This is a genomic window from Streptomyces sp. NBC_01454 (genome assembly GCF_036227565.1).
Taxonomy (GTDB): domain Bacteria; phylum Actinomycetota; class Actinomycetes; order Streptomycetales; family Streptomycetaceae; genus Streptomyces.
Map to the genome: position 1 here is coordinate 1,958,111 of NZ_CP109460.1, position 13,963 is coordinate 1,972,073.

Here is a 13,963-nt window from a genome sequence, read left to right on the forward strand (position 1 = left end):
CCAAGCCGGGTGCGCGAATCCCGGGCTTCTCCGTGGCGCCCGAGGAACTCTCCGTGGGTGCGCTGGGCGACCCGCCTGCCCGTCCCCCGGCCCGTATGCGAAGTACGGTGAAGAAGAAAATGACGGCCGGCACAGCCACGCGGTCCTCACACGACCATCAGCAGACGTACCGGCCTCCCGCAGAGGGGCGGCGCGCACCATGGCCGAATCCGATATCCCGTACGGCGCCGAGCTGCCCGACGCGGTCCACCAGTCCGTGAAAGCCGGGACGGTGCTCGTCCGGCTGCAGACGACGCATGCCCGCGAGGGGATTCTCGACGGAGCATGGTGGCCCCGCTCCCGCGACATCAGCACCGAGCTTCCCGGCCTGGTCACCGCGCTGACCGAGCATCTCGGCCCGGTCACGCGCATCGGTCTGGACGCCGACAGCTGGGAAGGACTGCCAACACGGCTGGTCATCGACGAGCGGGTCGTGCACATCGACTCGTTCCCGGTCAGTGACGACACCGTCCTGATCACCCGCGGAGATCAGGACTACTTCACCCTGCTCGTGGTCCCGCCCCACGCGACGCCCGAGGCGGCACGGTCCGCGATGGCCAGAGCCGTCCGGGCCGACAACCCTGACCAGGCCGAAAAGATCCTCATCGACACCGGCACCGGACGTGCCCGCCCGCTCACCGGGGATCTCGGACCCGCCTTGGAGAATCGCGACGCGGACTGACGCCACAGCGACCCGCGCCGTGCATCAGCTCGACCTCCCGATCAGGTCGTGGCAACGGCGAGGGGACGCCCGGCCGCTTCACCCCAGCCGGACACGATGATGCCGGCCCAGCACGCGTTGCCTCTTCCTGGCTCGTCGCTTCGCCCAAGCAATCCACCCGCCGTCGGCAGCAGCACCACTTCGCACATCGGTCCGGTTCACCACACACATCGCCCCCTTCCCGGGCCGTGTCGACCACGGTGCCGGTGTCGTGCCGGTGGGAGCGGTGAACAGCGATCCACGACGGTCAGAGATTCGACCGAGTACACCGCCCCAGCTGCGGCATCTTCGCTGGCCAGGAAGGCACCCAGCTCCCGAAAGCCCCCTGATTCCCAAGCTCAGAGCGCGGGTTCGATTCCCCTCACCCGCTCCATGCTTAAGGCGGCCTGGGCCTTGTTTGTCGTCTAGACCTCCCAGAGGTTCGCGTGCCCCATCTCGTCAAAATGCCCTGAGCGGAGGAGACATGGCGCCCCATTCACGCCCCACCGGCGAACACCCGCGCCGAATTGCGAGACGCCTTCTTGGTGACCTGCGCCACCTGGTCAATTCGAGTCCCCGAATTCGCTTTCTCAAAGCGGAGGTTGGCGGAGGAGAGCGAGGGTCCGATGGCGAGCAGACCCCTCTTGCTGTCACCAACGGCGACAATTCCCCCGGCGAGAGCAAGCCGGACGCCCCGGTCACACAGCGCTCGGCGGTCGACAAGGGGTGAACCTTGGCCCGCCCAACAGCGTTATGGGGCTCAGCGAAGACACGGAGGCTTCCGGGTGGTGCGACAGCCGGAAGGATCTCCCGCAGCGGTCGCCTGCCCCGAGCCCACTGTTCCCGCAGATGCCGGTCATCCAGGTGCAGTTGCCGCCGTCGGGAGAAGTCGCGAGCAGGCCCAGAGATCTCCCCGTTCGTCACCATCACGACGACGTCATCGCTGTCCCGACTGCCACAACGCAGCGCGTCGCGTGAGCCGTCCCCGGCGAGCAGATCGCGTACAGCGGCCTCGAAAGCGCTGCGGTGCATGGCATCCAGCTGGCCAAGCTCTTGCGCCGCCGGCGACGCAGGCTCACCGATGCACCTCGGCCGCCCCGGGGCACGGCGCCCTGCGCACGCCCTGGTCGGTGCGATCGGTGTGGTTGTATCCCTGCTCCCCGGCACGGTCCCCTCTCTTCTGCAGTTCCCCCCACCTCTATGACAGCGCCTGGCACTGACAGGGGCCCAACGTCGCGATCACCCGCCCGAAAAGCGCTGGCCCCTGCCCACCGGGTGCGCACAGTCGATGAGTTGGCCGCCCTGGATTGTCAGTGCCGGTCGCTACCGTCGAATGTTGAGCCGAGGAACACCCGGCCCCCGTCTGGGGGTACTCCCCCCTTCACCGCCGAGGACCGCCCGTGACCTACGTACGCCCGCACCACCGCCGTGACGGCACCTACGTCAAAGGCCACAACCGCCGCACCCGCCCCCGCACCGCCCAGCCCTATACGGCATCCCGACGTACCGCCCCGCGTCCCGCTCCCGTGTCGCGGCCCCGACCAGTCCCCACCAGTCCGACGACCCGTGTCCGTGCCTACTACCGCTCGGACGGCACCCGCGTACGCGGGCATCACCGGTCCATCAGCCCTCGCACCCTCGTGGCAGCGGGCACCGGAGGAGGATGTCTCCTGTTGCTCCTGTTACTACTGGCCGTGGCCGGCGGGCCGGGAACAGGCAGCAAGGCACCGGTCGGCACGACGCCATCGCACTCGGCATCGGTCTCAGCAACGCACCACCCGTAGGCGGCGGCCCGCAGGGCAGCAGACCCCGCCGGATCTCACGGGGCCTGCTGCCAACCGAGATCAGTCGCAATGATTGCCGAACCCAACCACGACGGAACGCACGAGGAGGTTCCCCGCGCAGGCGGGGTGGTCCGCGGTCGATGTGCCACTTCTCATTGAGGTACCCGTTCTCCCCACTGCAGGCGGGAGTCGTTCGAGGAGCACGCGCTGCCATTCGTTCACAGGAGACCACCGATGTGCGGCTCCCAGCCGACACCGCACCCCCTCGCGCTGCATAGAGCCGCAAGAGAGCGATCACAGGTGGGAGTCCTCTGGGGGTCCTCTGGGACTTCCGGCCGCATCAACTGGCATGACCGTGAAACAGCCGAAAGGCTATCAGCGCAGGTCAGCACCCCGAAGCCACCCATGGAGGCAGGTCACTGGGCCGCCTGGTCTCTTCCGGGACATCTGACAACCCTCACGTGGAGACCGCCGCACTCTTCCTGACTTGCAGGGACAGGGGTCAGGAGGGGGTGCGGCGGCATCCGTGTGTGCGAAGTGCGCGCGGCAGTCGTGGCGTTCGTGGCACGACCGACGTCAGCCCCCTGACCGTCCGAAGAACTCCAGCTCCGCGATGGCTACTTGCTTCTTGTCGGTGGCGCCGTAGGCGGAGTGCAGGATCAGGCGGACGGTCAGGGCGTCCCGTACGTGGACGTCGATGTTCTGTGGGCCGCCGTCGTTGAGGCGGTAGTGGGAGAGGTGTTGCTTGCCTGCGGAGTCGGTCACGAGGACGTCGAACTCGTGGGGGCGGGCCGGGTCGGCGGCCTGTGGGGTGCGGGGGGAGGCGCCGGGGGTGATCACCAGGTTCAGCAGGTCGGTGGGCTGGCCGAATCCGGCCTCCAGGTACTGGCCGTCGGAAGCGCCCGAGTAGCCCGTGCCCCACCAGGTGTTGGAGTAGGTGTCGAAGGCGAGCTTCGCGCCGTGTTCGGGGCCGGAGTGCGAGGCCTTCCAGGTGGCGGCGGGCACCTGGACGCGGTCGGCGAAGTGGTCCTGGACGGCCCGTGCGGCCGGTGGCCCCCCGATGATGCCGCCCACCACTACGGCGGCGAGGGCGGCGGCCACCACGGCACGGGTGACCCACCGGGTGCGGTCACGGTGCAGGCGCGGGCGCTCTCCGGCGTACGGGCCCTCGGCCTCCGGGCGGGTGGAGTGGGTGAGGGGGGTGGCACAGCTGTGGCAGAAGTGGCGGCCTGGGGCGTTGGGCTTGGCGCAGGTCGGGCAGGGCGTTCCGTCCACGGGCTCGGGGGCGGCGTGTGGGGTGCGGACCCGGGGCCGGGCCGCATCGGGCCGGCCGGGCAGCACACCGCCGGGCGCCTCCGGGGGCGCCGTGGGCACGGCATCCGGGACGGGGACCAGGAGGGCGCGGATGCCGGTCTCGGAGACTTTCCGCTCGCCGGGCGGAGCGTGCGTCGGGGCCGGCCGGGGCGGGGCTGCCCCGTCGCCGTCGGTGGCCGGGAGCGGGGTGGTCGGGTCCTCGTCGCCGGCCTGATGCGGGAGGGGGGAAGGAGTGCCGGCGTCGGGCCGTACGGCGTCGTTCGGAGCGGCGGGGCGCACAGGGGTGTCGTCCGGGCCGCTCGTCGCGGGGTGTGCACGAGCCGCGTCCGGCGGGGGCCCTGACGGCGAGGACGCGGGTGGTGCGGGTGGTGCGGGTGCCGGCGGCGTGGACGGCGGTGCGGTGGGTGTCGTGGGTGTCGTGGGGCGGTCCCAGCGGAGGAAGGCTCCGCAGGAGTCGCAGAAGGACTGGCCCGTCTGGGGGGCCGGGGCGCCGCAGTCCGGGCAGGTGGTGTGGTCGGTGGCCATGAGGCAGGTTCCTTCGGAGGTGACTTCGGGCGTGGCGTCGGGGAGGGCTTCAGGGGGCGAGGGGTGGGGTCACCTCGACCGTGAAGGGGAGGTGCGCGGGGCGGGCCGCCGCGACGACGGCGTGCAGGCGGTGGGGGTCGGTGGCGGCGGGGTCGTGGACCCGCAGGGTCACCCGTAGGCCCGGGCCCGGGGAGCCGGGGAACGGGCCGAGGGGGCGTGCGGACCAGGTCGCGCCGCCGCTCTCGGTGATCTCCGGGCGTACGCCGAAGGCCAGGTGGACGGCCTCGGACAGGCCGCGCCGGGTGCCGCGGACGCGGTGCAGCGAGACGGCCGTGGCCACCGCGCGGCGGCGGGTGGCCAGCGGTTCCGTGCCGTCGAGTTCGGTGCCGACCCAGGTCGTCAGCCAGTCGACGAAGTCCTCCGGGGCGAGGGCGGGCGTGAAGTAGCTCTCCAGGCAGTCGAGCACGTGGAAGAGCGGGGCGAGGACGACATCGAGGCCCGCCACGAAGCGCTGGGTGAAGTCGTCGTCGGCGTAGACGCCGGGGAGCGCCGCGCCCAGGGGGTGCGGGGTCACCGCCCCCGCGAAGGAGCCCCTCATCGTGCCTCGATCACGCGGACGCGGTGGTCGAACGGGAACAGCACGGCGGACGGGGCGAGTTCGATGCGGTCGGTGGCGTCGCCGCGGCGGCCGGTGAGCGGGTCGGCGGGGTGCAGCAGGACCTCGTCGACGAGTTCCACGCCGGGTACGCGCTGCAGGGCCGCGAAGATCTCACCGGAGCGCAGGGGACGGCCGAACGGCCAGCCCTCCCCGTGCGCGCCGCCGGTCAGCGGGTCGAGGTAGGCATACAGCGCGTCCAGGGCCTCGGCCCGTACCCGCTCGGCGCGCGCCGCACGGAAGGAGTGCAGCGTCGCGACGACCGTGACGCCCTGGTAGAAGGGCGGGCCGACGGCGAGGCGGGTGCCCAGCGGGCGGCGCTCGTCCAGGAACCGCGTGATCCGGCCGAGGAGTTCCTCGCCGGGCACCAGCTGCTCGAAGCGCAGGCGTCCGCCGCGGTCGGGGACGGCCTGGGGAACGACCAGGACGCGGACGGCGTTCTCACCGGTCCGGCCCGCCGCGCCGCCCTGGCCCGCCGTGCCGGTGCTCGCGCCCGCGGCGGGCTCCGCGGGATCGACCGCGAGACAAGCGATGCGGGCCACCTCGGGGGCCGCGCGCCGCGCCAACTCCTCGTAGTCGCGGGCGGTCACGGCCCGTTCCTGGGCGCGCAGCGCGATCGGCGCCCGCACCTTCGCCTCCTGCACCGTCTCGCCGTCGACCCCGCCGCGCGCCGCCTCGCGGTTCTCCACCCGCGCCACATACGGGATGGAGCTGCGCAGCACCTGGATCGCGCCGCGCGCCACGTTTCCGGTCCGCCCGCCGCCGGTGCGGTAGTGCGCGGCCCGCAGGACCGCACCCTTGGGGGGTACCGCCCCGAACTGCCGCACCTCGCCGTCCGGTTGGCGCACCGCGGGACCGAAAGCGATCTCGCCGGTGGCGGCGTTGAGGGTGAGGTGCCGGTCGTGCGGGCCCGAGGCGGCGAAGTCGGGGACGACCTGCCACTCCTGCCAGCCGTCCCCGTCGGAGACCTCCAGTCTCAGGGGCGGGCGGTCGGCGACGACGGGTGCCTGCGCCAGGCGCAGCCGCTGGCCCGGCACGCCCGCGGACTCGCCGAGCGGTTCGTCCCGTACCACCTCGGCGTGCGCGACCGTGGTCGTGCCCCCGATGGTGAACGCGGACGCGGACCGGACGGTGGGCGAGGCACTGTAGAAGGGCTGACCGGGTGCGGCCTCCACGACCCGGCAGCGCAACCAGGCGGAGTCGGTCCGGCCGACGCGCGAGATGATGTGCGCCGCGGGAACGTGCAGCACGACCTCTCCGGGCCGGTTGAGGCCGCCGGTGGAGTCCTCCGCCAGCTCGCACTCGGTCCACCCGTCGGCGGTCCACGCCTCCCAGACGAGCGGCGGCTGACGCGGGTCGACGCCGACCCCGTCCACCCGGCTGTCCAGCCGCAGGACGGCCGCGCACCGCGGCACCGCCGCCGACAGCCCGAACAGCAGGCAGTCCCCCGGCTGCGGGGCGGCCGCGAAGACGGCCACATCGCTGCCGGCGAAGATGTCCTGGCTGCAGTCCTCGGGGGTGGTCCCCGCCTCCTGCCGCAGCACGGCGTCCAGTTCGCACGGCACCACGGTCAGATCGTCCTCGGTGGCGAAGGACACCGCCTCCTCGCTCTCGGTACGGCCGGTGGCCACCTCCGTCCCGGCGGGCAGCACCACGGCCTCGGGCTGCGGGGCGGAGAGCCAGAAGGTGACGTCGGCGCGGGCCGAGGAGGGCGGGAAGAGGGTGACTCCGAGCAGGTCGAGGAAGGCCAGATGGTTCTTCTCCGGCACCCGGTTGAGGCGGTAGACGATCTGGTCGGCCATGTGCGCGACGGCCTCGATGAGGGTCACACCGGGGTCCGAGACATTGTGGTCGGTCCACTCGGGGCAGCGCTGCTGGACATAGCGCTTGGCGTCGTCGACGAACTGCTGGAAGCGGCGGTCGTCGAGGTGGGGTGCGGGCAGGGCCATCAGGCTTCGCTTTCGGTGGACGCTGATTCCGTGGACGGGATCACGTAGAAGGGGAAGACGAGGCTGCGCGGGTTGTTGGTGCCGCGCACGCTGTAGCGCACGTCGATGAACAGCACGGACGGCTCGTCGGGTGCCGGGCTCACCTCGACGTCCTGGACCTCGATGCGCGGCTCCCAGCGGTCGAGCGAGGACCGCACCTCGTAGCGGATGCGGCCGGCCGTTGCCTCGTTGACCGGCGCGAAGACCATGTCGTGCACGGCACAGCCGAATTCCGGCCGCATCGGCCGCTCGCCGGGCGCGGTGGCCAGGACGAGCCGGATCGACTCCTCGATCTCCCGCTCCCGGCGGGCCAGTGCGATGCCGCCGCCCGCGTCGGTACGCAGCGGGAAGGTCCAGCCCGCGCCCACGAACTGTTCACTCATGTCCGGTGCCCCCCTTGAGATGCATGTCCCTCACCTTCCTCAGGTCCCTAGAAAGGAATGCCGTTGCGCAGGACGGCCGGTGCGTTCAGCGTGACCGTGGCCGGCGAGTTGATGGCTGCCGCGGCGCCCGCGTTGACGGCTACCGCGCCGACCGCGCTGACGGAGACCGCGCCGACGGAGTTGACAGCCACCGCGCCGGCCGACTTCAGGTTGATGGCGCCGGTCGCGTTGATGTCCGCCACGGCGCCCGCCATGACGCCGAACTTCGCGCCCGCCTTGATGTCGACCGCCCCGCCGGCGCTCATCGTCAGCGAGCCGCCCGCGGTCAGCGACAGGTTGCCGCCCGCCTTGATGCTCACGTTCCGGGTCCCGGTGATGGAGACGGAACCGTCGCTGCGGATGGTGACCTGGGTGCGCGTCTCGTCCATGTGGACGGTGAGCTTGCCGTTGCCGGTCTGCAGCCTGATGCCGCTCTTCATCCGGGACTTGGCGTCGACGAGCTCGACGGTGTGGCCGCTGCGCGAGGCGAGGGAGCGCCAGTTGACCCGGCCGCTGGTCGGATCCACCGCGGGCAGCCCGTCCGGGTCGGGGGTCGGCTTGTCGATGCCGTTGTAGAGCCCGGCGAGTACGTACGGGTGCTCCAGCGAGCCCCGGTCGAAGGCGCACAGCACCTCGTCACCGACCTCCGGCAGGATCAGCCCGCCGCCCCGTACCCCGCCCAGCTGCGCCACCCGGCACCAGTCGCTCTCGTAGCTGTCCGACAGCCAGGGGAAGCGCAGCCTGACCCGGCCCAGCTTCAGCGGGTCCTTGGCGTTGCTGACCAGCGCCATCGCCACGCCCGGCATGGGCGGCGCGGCCTCCGCACCGCCGGACGCCAGCCCGTACAGCGACCGGAACTGCCGTCCCGAGACGGTCAGCCAGGTGGTGAACTGCCTGCCGGACTCGAAGACATGGCGTACGCCGGTCGCGGTGTACTTCCCCTCGAACGGGAAGCCGGCGCCCTTGAGCGCGACCGGCCGGCCCGGTGTCAGCTGCGGGTTCCCGGTGACCGCCACCTCCAGTTCGGCGAAGGAGCCCGCCACGTCGTCGGCGAGCGCGCGGGCGGCATGGGTGACCTGGGCCTGGGTGGTGAACGGGGTGTCGGTGGCGGTCAGTTCGGAGGCGCCGAAGGGCTTGCTGAGCGCTCCGGGCGCGATATCCGCGACGATGTCCTTGCTGGTCGTGGCGGGAGACTCGGCGGACAGGGCGCGCTTGGCGCGCATGTTCCAGCCGCGCGCGCCCGCCTTGGCGACCTGCCCGGCGGCGGTGACGGCGATCCGGCTGTGCAGCGCGTTGTGGCCGAACTCCAGGACGTACGGGCTCTGCGCGGCCGGGGTGGTGTCGGCGGGCGCGGAGGAGGCGGGGGCCAGCCCGGCGAACCGCAGCTTGCCCTGCGGGTCGAAGGAGAGGTGGACGTCGTTCTCCTGGGCCAGGCGCAGCAGGAAGTCCCAGTCGGTGATGTTGGGCTGGGTGGCCAGCTCGTAGACGGTGCGGGTGGCCTCCACCGTGCCGAGGGCGAGCTGGTTGCGGCCGGCGAGGCGGCGCACGATGTCGCTCGCGGTCATGTTGGGGTAGCCCGCGACGCGGCGGTTGCGCAGCAGCCGGTGCCCCGGGTCGTAGCCCCGGACGACCAGGGACTTGCCGCTCGCGTCCGCGTCCACTTCGAGGGCGGTGATCTCGCCGGTCAGCATGGGCGTGCCGCGCTGCCCGTCGGTGAAGGGCGACAGCACCGCCTTCGCGCCGATCTTCATCTGCGGGAAGGTCTGGAGGATGTCGGAGCCGCGGTCGGCGAAGGTGAGCTGAAAGGCGGAGGGGACGTTGACGCTGGCGTCCACCCAGCCCTCGGTGAGGAGGGCGGCGAGCCTGTCGGGCAGCACCGTGCCGCCGATCTCGACGTGCAGCACGCTGGTGTACGTCTTCTCGCTCATCGGTGGGCCTCCTGGAGGGTGGGGTGCCCGGAGGGGCTGTGTACGGGACCGCCCTCGGGCGGGCCCTCGTCGGCGGCGGGCAGCAGCAGCTCGGTGCCCGGCCGCAGCCGCATCGGGTCGTCGATCTCGTTCGCCTCCGCGATCAGCCGCCAGCGGGTCGCGTCCCCGTACTCCCGCCAGGCCAGCGAGGCGAGCGAGTCACCCGCGACCGTGCGGTGGATACGGCGGGCGGAGAGCGCGCCGGAGGTGGGGTTCTGCCCCTTGGTGGGCATCGCCACCTCGGTGAGGGACAGCGAGCAGGTGGCGCGGATTGGCTCCCCGGTGGGGTTGAACAGGGTGTAGGTCGCGCTGACGCTCGTCACGTACGCGACGAACTGCACGGTGTTGAACGCCCCCCAGGAGAAGCGGACCCATGGCGGCGACGGGCGTTTGGAGCTGACGCTCTGCGGGGTCACCTCGCAGCAGGAGAGCAGGAGTTCGACCTGCTTCTGCACCTTCCCGGCGTTCGGGGTGCCGGAGGCGTCCAGGAACACCTCCAGCTGGAGCGTGGCGGGCCGGGCGCCGGTGAACTTCGGCGGTGCGCCGCGCGTATAGGCAACCGCGGCCTGGGTGTGCCACTCCGCCTCCCGCCCGAGCTGCAACTGGGTCGGGTTGAACTGGAACTCCACCTCACCGATGCGGCCGCCGAGGGAGCCGCCGAGGTCGGTGGGGGGCTGATGGATCGCGAGCGCGGCCCGTACGAGGCTCGCGCCCGCCTTGCCGCCGGTCGGCGCGGGCATCTCAGGCACCTCCCGCGTCGGTGAATCCGTGGTGCGCGATCTCCAGCGTCTCGGTCGCCACCCCCGGACTGGCCGGGTCCAGACTCGGCCCCTGCCACCGCACGGGCAGCACCTCCACCAGCCCCCACTGCGCGACGATCGAACCGTCGGCGCGCAGGGCGGCGATCTGGGCGGTGGGCCGGCGGATACCGGTGGCGAGGGAGGAAATCCAGGCCGCCACGCGGGAGGTGTCGGCGGTGAGGGGGCGGGTGAGACGGATCGTGGAGTGCGTCACGCGGGTGGGCAGCTGCCAGACGAATCCGTTGTTGCCGCCCTCCTGCCGCTGCTCCACCTCCACCTCGGAGGCCAGCCCGTCACAGCCGTTGAACAGGCCGAGGTCCTGGCCGTCGATGGACAGCTTGAAGAAGACGGTGGATCCGGGGTCCTGGGACGCGGGCATGGGGTGGGCTTTCTGGGTGGGGTGGGCGTTCGGTGTGTGGCTGGTGTTCCGGGGTGGCGTCCGGCCGGTGTGGTCAGCGGCCGCGATCGCGTAGTCGGCCGATCCGTTCCCGGTCGCTGCGCAGCTCGGCCCGTAGCAGCCGGGACAGCGGCGTCACCAGGCGGCGAGCCAGCTCGTCCAGCTCGGCGGGGGTGGAGGGGGTGGTTGGGGAGGGGGCTCGGGCTGGGGTGGGAGCGGGGGATGAGGGCTGTGTGGTGGGGGTGCTGGTGGGGGGCCGGTGTGAGGTGGAGGACGTGCGTTGAAGGGGGGCGGGGGGTGGTGCGGAGGTGGTTACCGGGCTACCGGTGGGGGCGCTTGGCGAGGTGTTCGCCGACGTGGCTGTAGGGGCACGTGTGGGGGTGCCGGCTGAAGTGGCCGTGGGGGAGGTTGTCGCGGCGTGGCGGGTGCGTTGCACGGGGCGCGGCGCGCGGGGTGTTACGGGTGAGGACAGGGGGGCGGGCGCGGCCAAGGGTGCGATCGGCGGGGCTGGTGACGTGGGTGGCATGGGTGGCATGGGTGATGTGAGGATGCGCCGTTGTACGGCCGGGGCTGAGGGCATGGCTGGGGCAGGCGCCGGTGTCGGGGCTGCGAGAGGCACCAGGGCTGGGGCCGGTGGGGCCAGGGCAGGCGCCGGAGCCGTGGTCGCGGCAACGGGCACGGTCGGCGCGGGGGCCGGAGCCGGGGCCCAGGTGGGAGCGAGAGTCGGGGCTGAGGGGGAGGAGGCCGCAGGAGCTCGCTGGACCGTTTGCGGCCGGGTGAGCGGCTGGGGAGCCGGTGGTTGCTGCGTCGGATTTCCCGGCCCGCTGCGCGCGCTGGTGTGCCGCGCGCGCAGCGGCACGGCGGGCGTGGTGCCAGACCCGGCCGACGCCCCAGGTATTCCACCGCGTCCGAGGTAACCGCTGCTGTGGTGGCCGGACTCCCGGGAGACCAGCGCCCGAGCCGTCGCGAGCGGAGCACGCCGCACACCCGGCCGGGGGCCCGACTCGGACGGGCCGGCCTCAACCACCTTGCGCGGCAAGGACTGTGGTCCGGAAGCGGCAGGCGCGGTACTGCTCCTGTTCGTCGCCTCACTCGTCGCCCCACTCGTCGCCTCACTCGTCGGCGCAGGAGTCCGGGGCGCTCCGGCATCCCGGACCGGGACCTGCGGCGACGACGCGTCCCCCGCTACCTCTAGGTGTGCGGGTCGTGGTGCGGTGCGTGGTGCGGTGCGTGCGGCGACACGTTGTACGACGGCCCGGCTGGACGTATCCGGTGTCGGCCCCACGGGTGCGGGACCGACTTCGGTGGGAGCGGCCGAGACGGCGGCGTCGCGCGGCGTCTCGGCCGGCGGTGCGCTCGCACGCTGAACAGGCGCCGCCGCCACTTCGGAGACGGCGGACGGCGGCGCCGCATCACGCGGCGATGTAGGCGACGTAGGCGACGTAGGCGACGTAGGCGACGACACCTTCACGCGCTGAGCAGGCGTCGACCCGGCCTCGGAGACAGCGGACGGGGGCACCGGGGCACGCAAGGGCGTGGCCGACGGTGCACTCGCGCGCTGGACGAGTGTCGGAGCTGTCGCACCTTCCGACGGCTCACGGGGTACGAACGGTGCGCCGATCAGTGGGCGCCGGCGACCGGTAGGCGCTGTGGGCGCTGTGGGCGGGGTGTTCCTCTCGGCACTGCGCGCGGGTTCAGAGGACGAACCGGCGCTCGCCGACCGTTGCACCACCCGACGCTCCTCCCCCGGCGCGACGCTCATCGGGTTACGGGTGGAGTCCGTGCTCGGGGCGGCGGGTGCGGGGGCAGTGACGTTTCCCTGAGCCGTAGCCCGCGTCCGTACCTCGCTGCGTGAGGTCGTGACCTCTGGGCCGCCGGTCTCGGGCAGCCTTCCCGGCTCGTCGGGCTTGCCGGAAGACTGAATCGGCGCCCCAAGTCCCGGCCGAGAACTGTGCGGTGGCGTCGACCGCTGCACGACATTGCCCGTCTGAGGCAGCTCCGTCCGCGACTCGTGCGCGCCTGACCGAACGGTGGGGACGGACTTCGACGGGAACGGGGACGGGGACATCGGCCTGGGCATGGGCATGGGCATGGAGGGGGGTGCCGCGGTGGGCGCGGATACGGTCCCAGGCGCGGGCGATGACGTAGGCCCGGACACCGACACACGCGCAGACTCCGCCGCAGGCTCGGATGCCGGCGCAGGCGCACCCCCACCGCCTGGCCTGCTCGGCGACGCGCTCACGGGATCCGGGCCACGGCCAGGACCACTCGCCTCGGGGACGACCGCGGGGACACCTCCCGATTCCGGTGCGTCCTTCTGTACCCGGCGCACGGCCGCCCGTCGCTGTAAGGCCCGCACGGGAGTATCAGGCCGTACTGCGACGGGCGCCGGCGTCACCGCCGCCTTCCCGGAGGGCGCGGCGGATGTCCCGGGTCCCGGCGGGGGAATCGGGCCCGGGACAGCTGTGGGCCGGGCATCAACCACGGGCGTCGGCTCGGCGACAACCGGTGCCGACTCCCCGGCAACCGATGCCGGCTCCCCGGCAACCGGTGTCGGCGCTGCGGCAACCGGCGCCGAAGGTGCGGGCACAGCAGAGGCCGCCTTGCCTGCGCCCACCGCCGTCACCCGGCGCACCGGCAGGCCGGCCACCCTTGGCGCCGACATCAACGCGGGACGTGCCGACTCCCGCGCCCTGACTGCCGACGCGGACGACCCCGAGGGCGCAGACGCAGCAGCCGAGACAGACGGCATAGACGGCATAGACGGCATAGACGAGGCAGACGAGGCAGACGAGGCAGACGAGGCAGACGAGGCAGACGAGGCAGACGAGGCAGACGACACACGCTGCACGTTCACGGACCGCTTCGAAGCCGTACGTGTCGGCCCTACACCGCCCCCGGAGAACAGCCCACCCCCGCCCACCTCACCGGACGCTCCCGCCTCGCCCTCAGCCTCTGTCTCCTCCCCGCTCCGCCCCACCACCGGCAGTCGCAAAGCCGGCAGGTCGAGGCCGACCGGGGCCGCCGCGCCGGTTGCCGGAATGGGGGTGAGGACGCCGCGGAGCATCCCGCCAGGTGCCGAGGCGCGTACGTCGTGCCCCAGCTCGCCCCCGAAGGACGGATCGCGATGCGCGCTCAGCGACGCGGCGAAGCCGGCCTCCGAGACGGTGCGCGGCGCCCCCAGGATCCGCTGGACGGGAGGCACGGCAGCCCAGCCACCCGCCCGGCCGCTCCCCTGGGCCCGCTGACTCGCCCGGCTCCCCTCACTCCTGACAGCGGCGTCCACCGACGCCCCGGCCTCCGGCTCCTGCGCACGCTCCGCGCCCCGCGCACTCCGCGGCCCCCGCAGCCACCCCAACAAGCCCATCCCCC

At 72.6% G+C, this 13,963-nt stretch carries 8 protein-coding genes; 1 reads left to right on the top strand and 7 read right to left on the bottom strand.

Annotated elements, in window-relative coordinates; translation table 11 throughout:
* Positions 1 to 199 precede the first annotated feature (199 nt).
* Positions 200 to 721, top strand: coding sequence for a DUF5994 family protein (locus OIU81_RS08480; protein WP_329145481.1), 522 nt, complete (start codon positions 200 to 202; stop codon positions 719 to 721).
* A 2,378-nt stretch (positions 722 to 3,099) separates the two neighbouring features.
* On the opposite strand, the gene OIU81_RS08485 is transcribed toward OIU81_RS08480, so the two are convergent.
* From OIU81_RS08485 to OIU81_RS08515, 7 genes are read right to left on the bottom strand one after another with little or no spacing between them, the layout of a single operon-like run.
* Positions 3,100 to 4,362 carry an NADase-type glycan-binding domain-containing protein gene (locus tag OIU81_RS08485; RefSeq protein ID WP_329145483.1) on the bottom strand — a complete coding sequence of 421 codons (1,263 nt, stop codon included), beginning with the start codon at positions 4,360 to 4,362 and terminating at the stop codon, positions 3,100 to 3,102.
* A gap of 49 nt (positions 4,363 to 4,411) precedes the next feature.
* Positions 4,412 to 4,960, bottom strand: a complete 549-nt coding sequence (locus OIU81_RS08490) for a phage tail protein (RefSeq protein ID WP_329145485.1) — start codon at positions 4,958 to 4,960, stop codon at positions 4,412 to 4,414.
* Entirely contained in the window at positions 4,957 to 6,966 is a 2,010-nt protein-coding gene (locus OIU81_RS08495; RefSeq protein WP_329145487.1) for a putative baseplate assembly protein, read from the bottom strand. Before OIU81_RS08495 ends, OIU81_RS08490 begins: the two co-directional genes overlap by 4 nt.
* Positions 6,966 to 7,388: a GPW/gp25 family protein gene (locus tag OIU81_RS08500; RefSeq protein ID WP_329145489.1), complete on the bottom strand. Its 423-nt coding sequence runs from the start codon at positions 7,386 to 7,388 to the stop codon at positions 6,966 to 6,968. Before OIU81_RS08500 ends, OIU81_RS08495 begins: the two co-directional genes overlap by 1 nt.
* Before the next feature lie 47 nt (positions 7,389 to 7,435).
* Entirely contained in the window at positions 7,436 to 9,355 is a 1,920-nt protein-coding gene (locus OIU81_RS08505; protein WP_329145491.1) for a VgrG-related protein, read from the bottom strand.
* On the bottom strand, positions 9,352 to 10,134 hold the full coding sequence (locus OIU81_RS08510) for a CIS tube protein (protein ID WP_329145493.1): 783 nt from the start codon (positions 10,132 to 10,134) through the stop codon (positions 9,352 to 9,354). The genes OIU81_RS08505 and OIU81_RS08510 overlap by 4 nt, the downstream gene beginning before the upstream one ends.
* Before the next feature lies 1 nt (position 10,135).
* A complete protein-coding gene (locus tag OIU81_RS08515; RefSeq protein ID WP_329145495.1) occupies positions 10,136 to 10,573 on the bottom strand; it encodes a phage tail protein in 438 nt (145 codons plus the stop codon).
* Between the last annotated feature and the right edge of the window lie 3,390 nt (positions 10,574 to 13,963).

Bases quoted from the DNA above. Each gene is read 5' to 3' on its own strand.
- OIU81_RS08510 (WP_329145493.1), bottom strand. From the start codon at position 10,134: ATGCCCGCGCCGACCGGCGGCAAGGCGGGCGCGAGCCTCGTACGGGCC.
- OIU81_RS08480 (WP_329145481.1), top strand. From the start codon at position 200: ATGGCCGAATCCGATATCCCGTACGGCGCCGAGCTGCCCGACGCGGTC.
- OIU81_RS08485 (WP_329145483.1), bottom strand. From the start codon at position 4,362: ATGGCCACCGACCACACCACCTGCCCGGACTGCGGCGCCCCGGCCCCC.
- OIU81_RS08505 (WP_329145491.1), bottom strand. From the start codon at position 9,355: ATGAGCGAGAAGACGTACACCAGCGTGCTGCACGTCGAGATCGGCGGC.
- OIU81_RS08490 (WP_329145485.1), bottom strand. From the start codon at position 4,960: ATGAGGGGCTCCTTCGCGGGGGCGGTGACCCCGCACCCCCTGGGCGCG.
- OIU81_RS08495 (WP_329145487.1), bottom strand. From the start codon at position 6,966: ATGGCCCTGCCCGCACCCCACCTCGACGACCGCCGCTTCCAGCAGTTC.
- OIU81_RS08515 (WP_329145495.1), bottom strand. From the start codon at position 10,573: ATGCCCGCGTCCCAGGACCCCGGATCCACCGTCTTCTTCAAGCTGTCC.
- OIU81_RS08500 (WP_329145489.1), bottom strand. From the start codon at position 7,388: ATGAGTGAACAGTTCGTGGGCGCGGGCTGGACCTTCCCGCTGCGTACC.